Here is a 16,821-nt window from a genome sequence, read left to right as displayed (position 1 = left end):
AGGAAGTTTTGATGAAAATCACGGTGAACCTGGCCTTGGCCTGCCTTTTTCTTTGCACGGGAACTGCATCTTTTTCGAAAGACCCACCCGTCCCGAGGAAAGTCGTGAGTGGCGAGGCATTCAGGGCCGGTATAAGTAAGCTCAACGGGAAACAGATCGGGGCACCGATAACCGCTGACGGCGTCGTTTGTCACAAGCTCGGACGGGTGAACTACTTTATCGTAACCGGCGTCGACAGTAAGACTGGCGGCATGTTTTGCCACATGCACTGACAGCCGCCTTGCGGGCCGCGCGGCGCTTCGGGGGACGGGACGCCGTGCTCCTTGCCCGCCGAATACGCTTATATGGCGCATCCGTCCCCTGCCGTGGTACGTTGGGCGCCATCGCGCTCGCGGGATGGGCGACCCTTGCAACGCCCGTCATCGCCCGCCCGACCCCGGCACCGAATCTGGCGCTCGAGAGCGGGAGCTATAGCGACAATATGCTGATTGGGTCCGATCCGGCCACGCACACCGTCAGCGGGTATTACGAGGCGTACGCCGGCCAAAAACAGTTTGGCTGTATCTTCGCTTTAACCGGCAAACTTCGGGGCCGGAGCACTCCAATCCAGACCTATTTTCCGGGCGATCGGTCCCATGTAATCCGCGGCGCGCTCCTGAAAAGCACGCGCCGCCGGTTTGCTATTTCGCTGGCGGCTGAACATGGCGGATGCTGGAACGTGCAGCATTTCTCGGACGCGAAGCAGCCTGTCCAGTTCGAGCTTCGCGCGGCTTACCCATGGATTTCGGTCGCGGTCGTCAAACGACCGGGCACCTACCTGCTGGATTCTATCGGCTCGGGTTCCGGCCAAGCAGTTCTGAACAAGGGTGACGGTGTCGGAGTGCGGGCTGTCCGACGTCAGTGGCTTCAGGTTGATTTCATCAGCGGCCGCAAGCGGGTCACCGGCTGGATAAGGCAATCAGACGTTTATTCTTCTCCGAGACGTCCATGATCCAGGGCAGCAGGCACAATGAAAGGACCCTTGATCGATGACAGCGTCACCCGCCGAGAGAGAATGCAATTGCCTTTCGGTCGAAGAATCGTTCGCCTTTGGCATGCCTTGGCGCGTGGTGGGTATCGACGAAAGCGACGGGCGCTTTGCCGACGTTGCCATATTCAAGTGTGACGCGTGCGGCCGTTTCTGGCTGCACTATTTTGTCGAGCAAGAAGGCTTCACTGCTTCTGGAAAATGGGCCCGGGGTGTCGTTTCCGCTGAAGTCGCCCGGACGATCACACCGGAGACTGCCTCCGCCGCCCTCTCTGCACTCCCATCCTATTTATATGGCGGATCGTACTTCGATGGCAAAGTGTCACGTGGGTCTGGGGCGATAGCTTGGTAATGCAACCAGCAATGCCCCTGCTGATCTTCAGTTATCGACGCCGGCGGGAGCTTTCTGCCGCCGCCCAGCAACACACCGATTGCAGAGCCGACGAAACAGGCCAGCCAGAGTCCCGGCGCGAGGATTAGCATCTCGATCATGGATCCCAAGAAACCATCACCCATATTTGAGTTCAAGACGGCCGACTTCAGTGGATAAAAAAAGAATATTGGGTCGCTGCTACCAGTAAATCGCCTGCCGTGTGACTCAGGCTGCAGCTGGGATAGTGTAACAAGACGCGGAAGGTGCTTGCCCGGTAAGGTTGGAACGATTTACATCGGAAGGGATACTCGCTCAGACAGCAGGCTGTTAGGTTGCAGCCGGTTCCGGTCGTGTCTCCCCGTCGTTTCTCGCGAGGCGGTAAAACTGATCTAATGGAGGGCTTCGGCAATGGAACGCGTGACTCGAAGGCGGCTAAGAACACGATTGGAGAGAGCGGCAAGCTTTAGAATCGCTGTCATTCTGGTGCTCGGCTTGACCGCCGCGGCATGCGCCTCCACCCTGCCAGGCATTAGACGTGAAAGCGCTGAAGCGGCCGAACAGCGCCTTCAACAGTCGATCGACGCGGCACGAAACAACGAGAATTTCCGCGCCAATACCCTCGCCAAAATGACCGTTGCCTCGACAGGTTTTCGCCGCATGAGCGACACCGAGCGGCACAAGACTTACACCATGGTCTCCGCGACGGCTGCGCTGATTGACCATCCCGAGGAATGTTATCGTTACGCCCGGATTTCGACGGAGATGCAGGACTCCTGGAACGACGAGTGGCGGCTTCGCGCCGTCTGCGCTTATTCCACAAACCGCTGGGCCGATGCGTCCTACGCCCTCACCATCATTGCCGCCACGTGGCCCAGCGACCTTAGGGATCACGCCGATTCAGTCTATCTGACGGTGTGGGATCGATTGGGGCCACTGCCGGACGGCGCCGCGCGACGCTTGTCACTCGGTGCCTGGATGGTGCGCGCGCGATGGACGCCGAAGGGCCGCCCAGAGACCGTCTCCGGCATCTGGCCGGAACTCGCCCGTATCGAGGACGCAGCGGCGAGGCCCGACCTGCGTGATGAGGCCTTGGCAAGAGCGACCCAGACCGGAAGGCCCTGACCTCAGCGGTCGAGCAGAAACCGGCCGATCAAATAGCCGCCGGGGACCCCATGCGTCCGCCTGCTGCTGACTTCAGCGGCCAGGCCATATTGGATTGAACGACTGCGCGGTGGCGACCCGTGAGTTGTTGAAAGCACTTGCGTGGGCGATGGCGACACCTGAAATGTTCCGCAGATCCGGTGTCGACACGTTCCCTCTCATCACCTTTTGCCGACAAGCCAAGTAACCCTTGCACAGGTCAGGGGTCGCCGCCCGCGAGCATTCGCGCGAAATCGTCCCTGCGCAGCGGCCTGACGAGTTCGCGCCGGCCGTCGCAGAGCCACACTTCCTGATCGTCCCCATCGTCGGCCGCGAAACCGACCCACCAAACGGGAAATTCGCGAACGTCGGGCGTGACGAGGATTTGCGCGGACTCGAATTCGGGGTGATCCTTGGGATGAGGCACCGGGTCGCGATAAAGCATGATCTGCTTAAGCCGCCGCGCGAGCCATTGTGTCAGCACGCGGTCATTCTCGATCGATATGCCGTGTATTGTAAACCACCCCGTGAGCGGCCCGGTCGCCCCGATATCGTCATAGCCGATAGCCACCTCGACTTCGCTGTCGAGATAGAGCTGGGACAGGCCATCGCCCGAAGGATTCAGCGGATCCAGCATGGCGGACGCGTTGTCGTAAGCGAAGACCGCGGCGAGCGGACGCCCGAAAAAGTCCGCGATTGCCGCAGCGAGGACGCCGGGGGTTATCCTCTCCGACAGATAGAAAGATGAAGACTCACGCATCAGGTCTTATATCTAACGCGCGCGCATTCTTCACAAAGCGAATCGAACAGTATGCCCGGGTGCTTGTACGAACAGGTGCTACAGCCCGTCCGGCCGAGTCGAGCCATTACGAAAACTCAATAGCTTATCCGAGCCTCCTATGTTTAACCGGCGGCCTGCAGCAAAGACCGTAAACATCAGCTCGCGGGGGATCCAAAGTGAAGAAAATTATCCTGCTATCCGGGCTCGCCATGTTTGCCGGCTGTTCGAGACTCGCCCCCACGACACAGGGTGCGAACGAACCTGTGGCCACATCGGCTCAAGCTAACGCCGCAACGGTGTCCGGCACGCCTGCGCCGGGCACGTACCAGGTGAGGATGCCTGGAGGGAAGACGGGGACGACCACGATCAGCGCTGACGGTACTTATGTCGATGCGACAGGTGGAAAGGAGACCGAAAGGGGCCGGGTCGTAGCCCGGGAAGGAAACATCTGCTTCACTCCGGCAGGTGGGACCGAAACTTGCTTCATCGAAGGTCCGCCACGGGCGAACGGGGGCTTGATCACGATTGGCGCGAACGGCGAAAAAAATACGATCAGGCCGCCTGCGGCGAGATGAGCAGGCGAGGCTCGAGTTTCAAACCGGCGACCTCCTTAGCCGATTCAGCCATAGCGCCTCGCTTAGTGTCCGCAACGGGTGGATTGTGTTGACGAAGTCCGCTTTTCACAGAAGCGGACGTTTGCGTGTGCCGAGGCTGAGCGAGGCTGGGTAGCCTCAGCCGCCCATGGCAGCGGCTCCAGGCCTGCCGCAGCTTGGCCATCTTGCGGAGGATCTGGGCGGCGGCGGCGAGGAGGAACTCGTCCTTCCCTCCATCTGGGCCTCTGAGGCGGAGCCGATCCAGCTTCAGAATGCGCTTGAGGTGAGCGAACAGCATCTCCACCTTCTTCGGCTCGCGTCGTTGGAGTTGCGCTGCCCGTCGACGGCGGCTTCGTGGCCCACTGAGCCGCTCGCGTCGCAGGTGTGCCAGGCAGATTTCCGATTAGCTTCTGACGGCGACCGCGAAGCGATGCAGCTGCGCATTGCCTTTCTCGGCTCAGGCGCTGGTATCGCGGGCGGTGAAGGCGACCGACCGGAAGCGCGCCTGCCCCGCTCCGGCAGCGAAGATGGCCGGCCGAAGGCTCATGAAGCCGTCGCCCATGTTGTGGTTGTAGCCGGAGACTTCGTACGAGACGACACGGCGCCAGGGCTCCGCGCCCGCACGGATGAAGAAGCTTGCGACATTCTCCTCGTTATCGACCCGTAGCGACAATCGGCGTCCCACGGGGGGCCCCCGCGCCGGATAGCCCTGCTCGCGACCCAGCTTGTAGGCGCGGAGCCTGTCATGCTCTGCGCCGACGCCGCAGAACAGCAGGTCATTGTAGAATAGCAGCAGCCCGGCCTGCGCCCCTTCCTCCAGCGCGATATCGACCGAGAAGCTGTACGATCGGTCCCCGGCAATGAAGCCGAGCGGCGATGACTCCGCCGGCCCCTTGCCTTGGCCGCGCAGGATCAGGCTGCCATGTTCGAACCGGGCGCGATCGAGGTAGCTACCCTTCGGGCCGTAGAACGCGCAGCGCGGCCCCAGATCGGCCCGGCTGAAGTCACCAGACAGTGCGAGGCCGTGCCCGCTTGGCGCGACCGCGCGGGGCTTGTGCATCGGGCGTTCGAGATCGCCGCCGCGGGCACGGGGCCAGCCGTCTTCGGTCCAGACGATCGGATCGAGCAGCATCTGGCGGCCGAGCGTGCGAAAGCCATTCTCATAGCCGTGATAGGCGAGCCACAACTGCCCTCCCGGCCCCTGCACCGGGGTTGCGTGGCCTCGCGACCACCACGGCTCTTGCGGGCTGCTGGTTCGCACGATCGGATTGTGCGGGCAATTCTCCCAAGGGCCGTGGATCGAACGCGAACGGGCGACTACCACCATGTGGCTGGTCGGTGGCCCCGCCGTCCCGCCCTCGCCGGAAAACATGTAGAACCAGCCGTCCTTGCGGAGCAGCTTCGGGCCTTCGAGCGCCGGGGCCTCGATCGGCCACTCCGGCGGGATCGGCCACCCGCCATAGACCTGCTCGGGGTCCCTCCCGGCGCAAGCCGTCGTCGCTGATCCTGACGCGCGCGCCACCGTTCAGGAAGAGGTAGCGCTTGCCGTCCTCGCCGACGGCGTGCCCGGGGTCGATGTAGCCTTTGATGTCCATGTCGACCGGCTCGCTCCACGGGCCGCGCGTGCTGGGCGCGTGGACCACGAATATCCTGCAAGGAATGCCGGAACCGCTGAACTCCGGCGCTTCCGCGTTGAAGATCGGGATGTAGATGAAATAGCGGCCATCATGCTTTGCGATGTCCAGCGCCCACACCGATCCGAGCGGCTTTTCGAGCGCTGGCCCCATCGGGGTCCAGTTCACCAGGTCGCGGGAATGCCAGACGACCACTGCCGGATAATAGAGGAAGCTCGAGAAGGTCGCGTAATATTCGTCCCCGTCCTTGAGGATGCTCGGATCGGGTCGGTCGCCGGAGAGGATCGGGTTGAGGTAGTAACCGTTGCCCATATCGGCCCGCCGCTGACCCTCGATGGCGGCGCGCCACGGCGACGTGCTGCGCGGCGAGCCGCTGAAGCATCTGGCCGGTTCGCTCTCCTTGGGGGCAGCGAAACCTTTCCCGGGCACGACAAGGCCAGTGGCCCCGGCCAGGCCTAACGCGAGCGTTTCGCGTCGGGTCTTCGGCATGCACTCTTCTCCATCGTCGCCAGATCCAATATCCGTATGCGGCCTCGCCGGAAATGCATCTGGTAGAACCAAGCTTAGGCTCGCGCCAAGTTCCCGCCGGCGGCGCCCCGCACCACGGCGACGACACCTATTCTATTTTCTAGAACGAAGGTCGAGGTTTTATCTAACTTCCTGGAGGAGTGGGGTCATCCTAAACAGCCTCCAACACCGCAGATGTGCAGAATGTTCGAGGAGGACCATCAATGCCCATCACCGCCACCCCGCATGCGGGTACATCTTTGCTCTCGCCGACCGACCACACCCTCGTTCTGATCGATTTTCAATCGCAGATGGCGTTCGCCACCAAATCGATCGCGCCCGAGCTCCTGCGCAACAACGCGGCGCTGGTGAGCCAGGCCGCGAAGTCGTTCGGCGTGCCGACCATCCTGACGACGGTGGCGAAGAAGTCCTTTTCGGGCCCTATGTTCGACGAAATCACCGACGCTTTTTCGGTCAGGCGATGCTCGACCGCACGACGATGAACACCTGGGAAGATGCGGCCGTGATCGCGGAGGTCAACCGCATCGGTAACGAGCGGATCGTGTTCGCCGGGCTCTGGACCAGCGTCTGCATCGTCGGGCCGGTCGTCTCGGCGATCGAGCAGGGCTTCGACTGCTACGTCATCGCCGACGGCTGCGGCGACATCTCTGCCGACGCGCACAACCTGGCGGTGGAACGCATGATCGGGCTCGGCGCCAAGCCGCTGACCTCGCTCCAATACCTGCTCGAGCTCCAGCGCGATTGGGCGCGGACCTGAGGATCGCGACGTGGGAAAGCACGAGAATGCACGACATGACGGGCGACCCCGGATGCTGGGGCCTTCCGACTCACTCCGGCAATCGAGATCGCTAGGACGGGGCTTGGGCCCACACGCCGATTCGGCTTGGTCAGGGTTCCAGCCACGCGAGGCTCGGGGTCGCGAAGCCCGGATCCCGCTCGTTGGTCATCTTTTCGGATCTCAATGAAGAGGGGGTCGTGGCTCCCTCGGGTAGTGGCCATAACTGCAACAGCAGCCAGAACAGCCGGGGCGGCATGTTCCTCGTAGCGAGAACAAGCCGCTTCACCATGATTGTGGAAGCTCCCCGGCGGTCCCTGACGCGGCCACGTCCGACGCGCGAGCCCGCCTGCACACGCCCGGGGGCGCTGAGCTCGAACGCGGGGACCGTTGCCGCGTTGATAATCGCGCTGCTCCTCGATCAGGGCCTGAAGGAACCATGCAATCTCCTGAAGCGCCAGCCGCCGCGAGCGTGGCGTCTCACGGAAGCGCAGGTCCCCGAGCTGACGGGAGGGATCGACCTGCAGGCCGACCTCCAGCCCACGCAGCGATGCGCTCCAGCCGAAGAAGACCTTGAGTTCGGCGGCGAGGCGGTTCGCCCGCACCCGCGCCTTCTTACCCTTGCCCTCAACTAGCTTGATGAGGTCGGCTTCGGTGACGTCGTAGATGATCTTTCGACCGAGCTTCGGGGCGATGTCGCGCCGATAGATGTCCTGCTTGTCCGCGACCGTCCGCGGCTTGTTGAGACGCTTGGCCCACGAGGAGCGGCCTTCGCGGACCGCCTCCATGTAGAGCCCATGCGCACGATCAACGGTCATTGTCGCAAGGCGAAGCTCCTGCCGAGCGGACTCTCGAGGGTCGATGCCGGCGTCGATCTGCAGGTTGAGACCATTCGCCCATTCGCGCGCACCCGCGATCGAGTAAGCTTGATAGAGGCCCAGGCTGAGTTTCACGACCTCTCCGCGGCCAATGATCCGGCGTCGGTAGAGCCACCTCTTCTTGCCGCTCGGAAGCACCTCGATAGAGAGGGCACCGGTTTTTGGATCGTCGAGCTTGCCACGCCTCAGATCGTCGATAAGTGCTGGAGTTAGCTCCTTTTTCTTCGATTTCCCGACGTTCCGACGAGCCGGACTCGCCGAAAGATCAGTACACAAATCGGGACACAAAATTCGATTACCCGACGCGCCCCCGGCCGAACCGGGTCGAACTCCGACCTAGTCGATTATGTTGTCGTCCGAGGTGCTTATGCGTGCGAGATTGTCTGCCATACCGACTCCACCCGCTCCTTCGGCAGAACAAAAATCGGGACACAAATCGGTACACAATAGGCGTCGAATCCGGGCCAATTCAGGCTAGCCGGGTCTAACTGGCCTGTCAGCCGATCTGCGTGCAAGTCATTGTTCTAGGACCGCATCATGAGGATTCGGTTGGCTGGGGCGGCAGGATTCGAACCTGCGAATGCCGGTACCAAAAACCGGTGCCTTACCACTTGGCGACGCCCCAGCAGCCGGGCGGCTTATAGCGGCCGCGGCGCCCGGCGGAAGGCCCTACGACCTGATCGTTTGAGGCGGAAGCGCTTCGCGCTTCCGCCGAAAGCGTCAATCAGGCTCACCTCAAATGGTGAGGCCTCGATCCAGGCTCAGGCTGATTCAGCCTGAGACGATCAGGTCTAGTCGTTGCCCACGCGGCGGTTCACCAGATCGAGATAGTCCTTGCGCATCTGCCGGGTCACGTCACCCACCTCGAAATGCCAAGGGCCGACGGTATTGACCGGCGTCACCTCCGCGGCCGAGCCGGTCAGGAAGCATTGCTCGAAGCTCTCCAGCTCCTCCGGCCAGATCGCACGCTCGACCACCTCGATGCCGCGGCGGCGGGCCAGATCCATCACCGTCTGGCGGGTGATGCCGTTCAGGAAGCAGTCCGGCGTCGGCGTATGCAGCGCGCCGTCCTTGACGAAGAACACATTGGCGCCGGTCCCTTCCGCCACCTGGCCGCGCCAGTCGAACATCAAGGCGTCGTCATAGCCCTTCTTCTCGGCCTCGAGCCGGGCGAGGGTGCAGATCATGTAGAGGCCGGCCGCCTTGGATTCGGTCGGCGCGGTGTAGGGCGCGGGCCGCCGCCACGGCGAGATGTCGAGGCGCAGGCCCTTCAGGATCGCCTCCTCGCCGAAATAGGCGCCCCACGGCCAGCAGGCGATGGCGAGGTGGGCGGGCACGTCGATCGCCGTCACCCCCATCTGCTCGGAGCCGCGCCAGGCGAGGGGGCGCATGTAGCCCTCCTCCAACGCGTTGGCGGCGACCACCTCGCGGCAGGCGGCGTCGATCTCTTCCGCCGCCCAGGGCAGCTCCATGCCGAGCAAAGCGGCCGACCGCTTCAGCCGCCGGCTATGGTCGGAGAGGCGGAACACCTCGCCGCCGTAGATGCGCTGGCCCTCGAAAACCGATGAGGCGTAATGGAGCGCGTGGGTGAGGACGTGGATGTTCGCCTCGCGCCACGGCACCAGCTTGCCGTCGAACCAGATGAACCCGTCCCGGTCGTCGAAATCCACCCGCTGGCTCACGTCGCGCCTCTCCTTGTCGCGCGGCGGATAGGGCCCGCCCGCCGGACCGTCAACGTCGGCCACATCGACAGAAGCGCGGACGATAGTCGGGATTCCGGCGACGGGATCGTCCGCCCAGGCTCCAAGAATGGAGGTCCGCAGCGGTGCGGTACCGTCATAAACGAACCGCGTCGTAAGTGATGGTTACCACGGTCGTGCCGTCCGCCTGGCGCAGCGCGCTCATCCGGTCGAGCCCGTCATAGACGCTCTGCAGCACGTAGCCGGCGCTGGTCGATGTTTGGGTCACGTTGCCGTTCGGATCGTAGACGTAGGAGATGGTCCGCGGCACGTCCGCCAGCGTCGTCGTCGCCGAGAGCAGCCGCCCCGCATTGTCGTAGCTGTTCGAGATCCCGCCGCCGGCCGCGAACACAGCCGACAGCTGGAGGTTGCGATTGTCGTAGCCGTAGGTCACGGTGTACCCGGCAGCCCCCGTCGCCGACGCCGGCACCGCATTCTGCGTCACCCGGTTCAGTATCATAGGCGTAGGTCAGCACCGACCCGTCGCGCTTCCTCAGGCTCGTGCGGTTGCCGAGCACGTCGTAGCCATATTCCTCGTAGTCGCTCGGGTTGGCGACGTTCGGCGTCGTCGGCGATGGGAAGGTCCACCGCGCCTGGCGATCGAACCCGTCCCAGGTCATCTCCGCTCGATTGCCGTTGGTGTCGGTCACCGCCTTCTGCTTGCCGTTCGAAGTGTACTCGTAGGTGGCGTAATTCTGCTGGAGCGTCGCCGGGAAACCGTTGGCGGTGAAGCCGCAGTTAGCCACCACTGAAGCTCGTCGCTGGTCGAGCGACTCACCTAGGCAGCGCCATCGCTACACCCCACCGGAACTGAGTGCCAGGAACGGCAGAATGCAAATAATCGCTGCAATAGCCAAGAACATCGATAGCGACTTTGGCAATTTTTTGCGATAGATCACCAAAGCAGCAGACATCGATAGCATCGCTAACGGAAATAGGACGTTAAGTTCTAGCTGCGCAAGATTTGGATAGCCATGAACATGTTGCTGAATAATACTTAGGTATCCTGATAAACCGAGCAGAAGGGCTATTACCCATATCGCAATATTCAGTATTAGCAAAGATTTCATCTGAACTACCTAGTGATAGAACGGTGAGTACGGCTGCACCGGAGGGTGGAGGCTATTGTAGACCTGTATTCCCTCAAGTCTGAACAGCAACGCTCCAAAGATTTGATTCTCGATCGGGCTTTGGCCGTGGTCACCGTGACCGACGACGTAAGCGCCGATAACGTTTCCGCGCGTCTCGACGTGGATCGTCACGGTGCCATAGTGGAACTGATGGCCCGGCAGCGTTTCATTCAGGATTGTACGACTATGTTCGTTTACGGTCTGCCGGATAGGATTGCCGCCGGTTAGCGTCCGATCGTGTTCACCCGCTTCCGCATAAGGAGCACCGGGTGCGGAATTTTTTCGCCATGCTTCAAATACGGCTCTCTCACTGCAGCCCGCAGCGCCTTTGTCGCACGCGCCAAGGAAGAACCGATAATCATGCTTTCCACTCGGGTTGATAGGATAGTTCGCGTTGAAGTCGCCGTTGCGGCGGAGCCCGGGGTGCGTTCCCGAAGAGGATGATTCGGCCTCAGAGTTTCGGTACGTGCGGCAGCCAGCGGCCGACTGATCCTTAAATGCCGTACCACACCCATCCTCCAGCCCGCTAGGATCGCTCCTATTAACGGGGTCATCACTCGCATACTCGTAGATATTGATGTCGGCGTGATATCCAACCGGATCCGTCTGCAGGAACCGTCCGAGCATCGGTGAGTAGATGCGGGCCTTGTAATACCACATGCCGAGCTCCGGCAGCCATACCTGCCCGGTATAGCCGAACCGGCCGATGTTCGCGGCGCCGGGGACGCCCCATGGATCGTAGGTGTTGATCGCGACCTTGTTGCCGGCGTCGTCGGCGATGGCGGTGATCGAGCCCTGGTGGTCCGCGTGGAGGTGGCGACGACCGGCGGCCGAGTACCAGCTCAGCGGTTCGTCGACGCCGGGGCCGTGGACGTAGGCGCCGGTGGGTGTGCCGCTTGCGTTATATTCCTGGACCAGCCGGTCGCCGTCGTAGAGGAACCGCGACAGGCTCGACGGCCCCGACACCTGCCACAGCCGCCCGTTCGGGTCGTACGACAGCGCCACCCCGCCCGACCGCGACACCAGCCGGTTTTCGGCGTCGTAGGTGTAGGTGCTGGTCCCGTCCGAGGTGAGGTTGCCGTTCGCGTCGTACGTGTAGGTGTTGCCGGCGACGGCGGTATATTGGTTGAGGCCGTTCACCCCGTAAGCGAGGGCGCGGTTCGTGGCGCCTGTATAGGCGTAGGCGTCGTTCGTCCGCGCCTCGCTTATCATCTGCGAGGCCGGGTTGTAGCCCAGCGTCACGCTGTGGTTGCCGGTCGTGTCGGTGAGGCCCTGCGTCTGCGTCTGCAGCCGTCCCACCGCATCGTAACCATAAGAGGTCCAGGACGTCGTCGAGGACCCCGGGCCCATGTAGACCCCGGCGCGCCGCCCCGCGGCGTCGTAGCCGATCTGGAACACGCCCTGATACGCCGTCATCTCGTTCGCGGCGCTGTAGGTGAACGACGCAAGATAGCCCGCATCGCCCGAGAGGACGAGCGTGTTCCCGGCCGCGTCATATTGATGCGACATCGCCCGCGCCGTGCCGTCCATGTTGCTCGTCGATGAGGTGACCCGGCCGAACCCGTCGTAGCCGGTCGTGATGCCGGGACCCGACGCCGAACCGAACCGGGCGTACGTTTGAAGACCATTGGCGTCGTAGCCGGAATAGATGCTGTAGCCTGGCGCTCCAGTCGTGGAAGCCGGCACAGTCTTCAGCGTAAGGCGGTTCATACCGTCATACTGATACGTCAGGGTGACGCCGTCCCGCTTCCTAAAGCTCGTGCGATTGCCGAGCACGTCGTAGCCATATTGCTCATAATCACCCTGGTTGGCGACATTCGCGGTCGTCGGCGACGGGAAGATCCATCGCGCCTGCCGGTCGAACCCGTCATACGTCATCTCCGCCCGGTTGCTGTTGGCGTCGGTCACCGCCTTCTGCTTGCCGTTTAGGGTGTGTTCGTACGTGGCGTAATTCTGTTGGAGGCTGGTCAAATACGCCCTCTGCACCTGCGTCAGCTGTCCCGCAGCGTCGTATGCATTGTGGGTGATCCGGTCGGGACCGTAGCTCCCCTGCGCGCCGGGCGTGCAGCCGTCGGTGACCGCCCCGAACGCCGCCGCGTTCATCCGTTGCGCCTGACAGAGCAGCTGGCCGCGGTTGTCGAATGTCCGCTCCGTAACCCCGTAGGTCGTGCCGCCGGACGACAGCGCTTCGCGGGACGGATTGCGGTGCGCGTCGTAGCTCGTATCGGTATGGACCGGCACCGGCTGTGCCGCCAGCGCGAGGTCGCCGGACGCGGCGACCGCTCCGGCGTCGGTGGCGATCACCTTGTCGTCCGAATCGCGATAATAAAAGCGTTTCGCCGGACGCAGACCGTTCGCGCCTTTGGGGCCAATCTCCCAGGTCTTACGCCCGACCACATCGTAGCGGACATAGGCGGCGTCGTCGGTGCCGGCGAGCGGCCCGTCCTTCGACAGCAGGCGGCCGGCATTGTCGTAGGCGTAGGTGGTGGTGAGCGTCACGCCCGCCGCCGCGTCAATACGGCTCTCGGTCAGCGGGAGCAGTGTCCCGCCCCAATAAGAGTATTCGGTTCGGATCTCGCTTGCCGTACCGCAGGTGGTGCCGAGCCCGCACACCCGCACGACGCTCGGACGGCTGAGGCCTGTCGAGCTCTCGTAGGTGATATAAGTCTTGCGCCGGACGCCGTTGGCATCCGCCGGGTCCGTCTTCTCGGTGACCTGCCCGGCATTGTTGTAGACATAGTCGGTCTGCCGGCCCGCCACGTCCGTCGTATAGACAGGGCGGTAGCAAAGCACCGGATAGCCGGTAGTAGCGCAGTTGACCGTGTCCACATGGGCCGTCTCGGTGACGGCCGTGAGGCCGGAGCCGGCCTTGGGCGTGACCGTCTTCGATGCGATATTGCTCTTGTCGTCATAGCCGATGGAGACTGAATTCCCTTCCGGGGCGGTCTGCTGCACCGGCCGCATCGCCTCGTCGAACTGGTAGGCGGAGGACCTCGAGAGGGAGTCGGCGACGCTGCTCAGGACATTGTGCTGGTACCCTGGACTGTCGGCATACTGACCCATCGTATAGGCTTGGTTGTAGCCGTTGGGTCCGGTGACGGTGACCTTGTCGAAGATCCAGTTCGCTGCGTTCGCATCGAGGCGAAGGTTCGTATAGGCGTAGTTCCACGCCACCCCGTCCTTGACGATCGAGGAGACGACCTGCGCGGTCGGGTGGCGGGTCACCGTCAGCGCCGGGGTCGCTTCGCCCGGATAGCCCGCGCTTCCCTCGATCACCTCGGTGGCGGCGCCCAGTCCGTTCGCGCAGTTTGTGCAGGTGAACACGCGCCCGGCAAGGTCAGTGATGGTCGTGCCGCTGTAAGTGAGCCGCCCGACCGGCGTCGACGGAGCGCCGGCATTGTAGAGCGTCACCTGCGCCGGCACGTCCCAGGCCATGTCGTTGAAATCGCTGCTCTGGTAGGTGATCGTCAGATAATAGCCGAGGCTGCTGTCGACCCGGTTCGGCCGGTAGAAGGTCGGCTGCCCGATCGCCGTCGTCACCGTATAGCTGTCGTAGGTGAAGCTGATCGTCTCGCCGTTGGGATAGACGATGTTGGACGCATAATAGTAGGTGCTGCGCGTGCTCCCCGAGAGTGTGTTCACGCCCTTGATGTCGAAATGATAGAGCGCGCCCGTGCCCGCCTGGCGATAGCGCGAGCTGCCGGCGCCGAAGGCGTCCAGAATCGACCCCGTGCCGGTCGCCGGCGTGCAGTCGAAGTCCACGCAGCGAAAGCCTTCCGAGCTGCCGCCGCCGGTGTGCACGGAATAATTGCCGCTGCTGTAATCGGCGCCGCCCGAGCCGCTGATCTTGCCGCTCACCGCCGGCGAGACGTCCTGTATGCGCGAGAAGCTGAGGTGCGACGCGCCGGGCGCGGAAAGCGATGGCAGCGGCATGACGACTTTGCCGTCGACGAGGTTGACGCCATTCGGATCCTGCTGGACGCGGAGCGGCGTGGCCACAGTCGGCAGGTCCGTGGTCTGCTGCGCATGAGCCGCACAGGCGGCGCCGAGGGTCGCCAGGGCGGCAAAAGCGGCGCGGGCGAAGGTGCGCATCGTGGCGGTCCTCAGGAACATTGGTTCACCGTTGTCACGGTGACGCTGACCGTGCCCGTGGAGGTCGCGCCGAGGCTGTCGGAGACCGTGTAGTTGAACGTCTTCAGGCCCGAGGGCCCAAGGCTGTCGATCTCGATCGTGCTCGCGCTGAGGATGGTGAGGGTGAGGCCGACGCCGCCGGAGACGCCGGTGACGGTCAGCGGGTAATTGCCCTCGGGGTCGGTGTCGTTGGCCGTCACGTTCACGGTCGTCGTGCCGCATTTCGGGATCGAAGGCGCCGTGTCCGCATTCGCCACCGGCGGCTGGTTGCCCGGAGGCGGCGGTGGCGGCGGTGAAGGAGGCGGCGGGGACGGCGGCGGTGAGGGCGGCGGGGGCGGAGGCGGCGTACAGCTGCCGCCCGTGCCGGTGGCGGCGCCCGCGACCGTGTAGCAGGACCGGTTGCCCGCCGGATCGTAGGCGATGCCGGTCGTCAGCCCGTTATTGACGGTGCCGCTGCTCGAGGTCGCGACGAGGCGGCCCAGCGCGTCGTAGCTGTAGGTTGCGTCAGTCCGTCGCGCTGCGACTGCTTCAACAACCTGTCGTGATTTCATAGCTGTACGTGCTTAATCCGCACCGTGTTACTGCGAATTCTGTGTAATAGATAGCTGCTTCCCGAAAGCGTGACACATGCACTTTCAATCAAATGGTATGGAGTATCAGGAATGTCCCCAACGAGAGTGAACCGAGTAGAGGTATCTTTAACTAATTCACTTCTAATTCCGTCGAAACTCGCCATTCTTATATTTTTCAGAAAAGGCTCGCTGTTCGTAATATACTTGTGCGACTCACAGTTTATTATATCGGCTCTCATATAGACCTCGCCGTTAACTATCGTCCGTAAAGAATCTCTTGAGATGTCTAGGGAGACCCGATAATTCGCATGTACTTCCGGACTCAAGTGTTCGGCAGGCCCAAGAGGCCGCATCTCAGCGTCAGCGACGGACACGACAGAGGTACAACTTGCCAGGCTTAGCACGGCCACCGCGGCCGCAAGCCCCTTGACCCTCTGCTCGGCACAGAAGCGAACTCTTAGTCCCATATGTCGAACCCTCCCCCGGAAGAACACTTTGTTGAAATTCCGCAATGAAAAGGAATTAGAGGCTTGTGCGCCCTTTTCCGTTCCTCGTGTCTCAGCTTCGACCTAGTAATGTACCACGAAGCATGGGCATCGGCCATCATCTTTTCGAAATCTCCATGATGAGCTGATGAGGTAACTCCGACGTCCTCTTGGGTGGTGGAAACGCCAACGATCTTCCTGCCAGTCCAGGCTATCTTATCGTCGGTCTCGGAACTAGACGGAATGGCGAGCACGTTGACCCATGTAGTAACGTTAGATCGATTAAAATGGCCCGCAGCTCGGACCGGATCGACAGTTATCAACAAATCAATCGACATACCCCGCGCCTGACTATTCTCGGCGGCGATGATGGCGGCCGATCCGCCAAGGCTATGACCTATGATATTTATTGGCTCACCTCGGCGGTATGCGGCTGTGATGTCGGCCATGATACCTGCCGGGTCTGTCCAGCTCCTATATGAACCGTGCACGCGATCCGCATAACGCTTAACTGTCCACGTAAACCAATCGTCGGCGGCCCCGCCGATGTACAGGTCGAGCAAGCCCGTGGGATCGCGTCCATCCACGGGATCGTTCCCGACATAGGCATACAGGTTCACCTGATCCTTATATCCGATCGGGTCGGTCTGCAGGAACCTCCCCAGCATGGGCGAGTAGATGCGGGCCTTGTAGTAATACATGCCGAGCTCGGGGAGCCATGCCTGCCCGGTGTAGCCGAACCGGCCCTGGTTGGTCGCATTGGGGATGCCCCACGCGTCGTAGGCGTTGATCGCGAGCGCATTGCCGCTTTGATCAGCGATCGCGGTGATCGAGCCCTGATGGTCGGAATGCAGGAAATAGCGGTGGAGACGCCGCCGCCCACTTCCTCAGTCCAGACCAGCGGCGTGTCCTCTCCGCGCGCATGCACATATGCGCGCAGCCTGATTCCCGAGGCGTTTTCCTCGATCAGGATCTTGTCGCCGTCGTAAAGGAAGCGGGTGGTGCCCGCACTGCCGCCCGATACCTGCCAGAGGC

12 protein-coding genes, 1 tRNA gene and 4 pseudogenes are annotated in these 16,821 nt (G+C 62.5%); 5 read left to right on the top strand and 12 right to left on the bottom strand.

The features are described 5' to 3' along the window. Nucleotides 1-11: 11 nt before the first annotated feature. From VGC56_RS13910 to VGC56_RS13895, 4 genes are all read left to right on the top strand, one after another. The gene (locus VGC56_RS13910; RefSeq protein WP_464125798.1) at nt 12-272 is read left to right on the top strand and encodes a hypothetical protein; all 261 of its coding nucleotides are present in this window, start codon (nt 12-14) and stop codon (nt 270-272) included. Nucleotides 273-373: 101 nt separating this feature from the next. Next, entirely contained in the window at nt 374-991 is a 618-nt protein-coding gene (locus tag VGC56_RS13905) for a hypothetical protein (RefSeq protein ID WP_464125796.1), read from the top strand. 37 nt (nt 992-1,028) lie between these two features. Further along, the gene (locus tag VGC56_RS13900; protein ID WP_464125795.1) at nt 1,029-1,379 is read left to right on the top strand and encodes a hypothetical protein; all 351 of its coding nucleotides are present in this window, start codon (nt 1,029-1,031) and stop codon (nt 1,377-1,379) included. 465 nt (nt 1,380-1,844) lie between these two features. Next, entirely contained in the window at nt 1,845-2,522 is a 678-nt protein-coding gene (locus tag VGC56_RS13895) for a hypothetical protein (RefSeq protein WP_464125793.1), read from the top strand. Between the two features lie 238 nt (nt 2,523-2,760). On the opposite strand, the gene VGC56_RS13890 is transcribed toward VGC56_RS13895, so the two are convergent. From VGC56_RS13890 to VGC56_RS13875, 4 genes and pseudogenes are all read right to left on the bottom strand, one after another. Beyond that, nucleotides 2,761-3,177: a hypothetical protein gene (locus VGC56_RS13890; RefSeq protein WP_464125792.1), complete on the bottom strand. Its 417-nt coding sequence runs from the start codon at nt 3,175-3,177 to the stop codon at nt 2,761-2,763. A gap of 909 nt (nt 3,178-4,086) precedes the next feature. Beyond that, nucleotides 4,087-4,236 (bottom strand): annotated as a pseudogene (locus VGC56_RS13885) (IS5/IS1182 family transposase); the annotation flags it as partial. Between the two features lie 135 nt (nt 4,237-4,371). Continuing rightward, the gene (locus tag VGC56_RS13880) at nt 4,372-5,436 is read right to left on the bottom strand and encodes a family 43 glycosylhydrolase (RefSeq protein ID WP_464125791.1); all 1,065 of its coding nucleotides are present in this window, start codon (nt 5,434-5,436) and stop codon (nt 4,372-4,374) included. Nucleotides 5,437-5,476: 40 nt separating this feature from the next. Then, nucleotides 5,477-5,860, bottom strand: a pseudogene (locus VGC56_RS13875) (family 43 glycosylhydrolase); the annotation flags it as partial. Between the two features lie 419 nt (nt 5,861-6,279). On the opposite strand from VGC56_RS13875, the pseudogene VGC56_RS13870 reads away from it, so the two are divergent. Beyond that, a pseudogene (locus VGC56_RS13870) lies at nt 6,280-6,830 on the top strand (hydrolase); the annotation flags it as partial. An 866-nt stretch (nt 6,831-7,696) separates the two neighbouring features. Here the strand turns inward: VGC56_RS13870 and VGC56_RS13865 are convergent. From VGC56_RS13865 to VGC56_RS13830, 8 genes and pseudogenes are all read right to left on the bottom strand, one after another. Then, nucleotides 7,697-8,005 (bottom strand): annotated as a pseudogene (locus tag VGC56_RS13865) (Arm DNA-binding domain-containing protein); the annotation flags it as partial. Nucleotides 8,006-8,279: 274 nt separating this feature from the next. Further along, nucleotides 8,280-8,354 (bottom strand) — tRNA-Gln (locus VGC56_RS13860). 166 nt (nt 8,355-8,520) lie between these two features. After that, nucleotides 8,521-9,474: a branched-chain amino acid aminotransferase gene (locus VGC56_RS13855; RefSeq protein WP_464125789.1), complete on the bottom strand. Its 954-nt coding sequence runs from the start codon at nt 9,472-9,474 to the stop codon at nt 8,521-8,523. Between the two features lie 91 nt (nt 9,475-9,565). Then, complete coding sequence (locus VGC56_RS13850) at nt 9,566-9,928, bottom strand: hypothetical protein (RefSeq protein WP_464125787.1); 363 nt, start codon at nt 9,926-9,928, stop codon at nt 9,566-9,568. Nucleotides 9,929-10,262: 334 nt separating this feature from the next. Next, nucleotides 10,263-10,538, bottom strand: coding sequence for a hypothetical protein (locus tag VGC56_RS13845; protein ID WP_464125786.1), 276 nt, complete (start codon nt 10,536-10,538; stop codon nt 10,263-10,265). 9 nt (nt 10,539-10,547) lie between these two features. After that, a complete protein-coding gene (locus VGC56_RS13840) occupies nt 10,548-14,690 on the bottom strand; it encodes an RHS repeat domain-containing protein (protein WP_464125784.1) in 4,143 nt (1,380 codons plus the stop codon). 11 nt (nt 14,691-14,701) lie between these two features. Continuing rightward, nucleotides 14,702-15,280 (bottom strand): Ig-like domain-containing protein, encoded by a 579-nt coding sequence (locus VGC56_RS13835; protein ID WP_464125782.1) that lies wholly within the window; start codon nt 15,278-15,280, stop codon nt 14,702-14,704. 478 nt (nt 15,281-15,758) lie between these two features. Next, complete coding sequence (locus VGC56_RS13830) at nt 15,759-16,607, bottom strand: RHS repeat-associated core domain-containing protein (RefSeq protein WP_464125875.1); 849 nt, start codon at nt 16,605-16,607, stop codon at nt 15,759-15,761. Nucleotides 16,608-16,821 lie beyond the last annotated feature (214 nt).

The sequence above is a fragment of the Allosphingosinicella sp. genome, from assembly GCF_036403745.1.
In the GTDB taxonomy this organism is placed as follows: domain Bacteria; phylum Pseudomonadota; class Alphaproteobacteria; order Sphingomonadales; family Sphingomonadaceae; genus Allosphingosinicella.
Note: the sequence above shows the minus strand (reverse complement) of the source record. Positions and strands in the feature narration are given on the sequence as shown.

Bases quoted from the DNA above. Each gene is read 5' to 3' on its own strand.
- VGC56_RS13910 (WP_464125798.1), top strand. From the start codon at position 12: ATGAAAATCACGGTGAACCTGGCCTTGGCCTGCCTTTTTCTTTGCACG.
- VGC56_RS13840 (WP_464125784.1), bottom strand. From the start codon at position 14,690: ATGCGCACCTTCGCCCGCGCCGCTTTTGCCGCCCTGGCGACCCTCGGC.
- VGC56_RS13850 (WP_464125787.1), bottom strand. From the start codon at position 9,928: ATGATACTGAACCGGGTGACGCAGAATGCGGTGCCGGCGTCGGCGACG.
- VGC56_RS13900 (WP_464125795.1), top strand. From the start codon at position 1,029: ATGACAGCGTCACCCGCCGAGAGAGAATGCAATTGCCTTTCGGTCGAA.
- VGC56_RS13890 (WP_464125792.1), bottom strand. From the start codon at position 3,177: ATGCTGGATCCGCTGAATCCTTCGGGCGATGGCCTGTCCCAGCTCTAT.
- VGC56_RS13835 (WP_464125782.1), bottom strand. From the start codon at position 15,280: ATGAAATCACGACAGGTTGTTGAAGCAGTCGCAGCGCGACGGACTGAC.
- VGC56_RS13845 (WP_464125786.1), bottom strand. From the start codon at position 10,538: ATGAAATCTTTGCTAATACTGAATATTGCGATATGGGTAATAGCCCTT.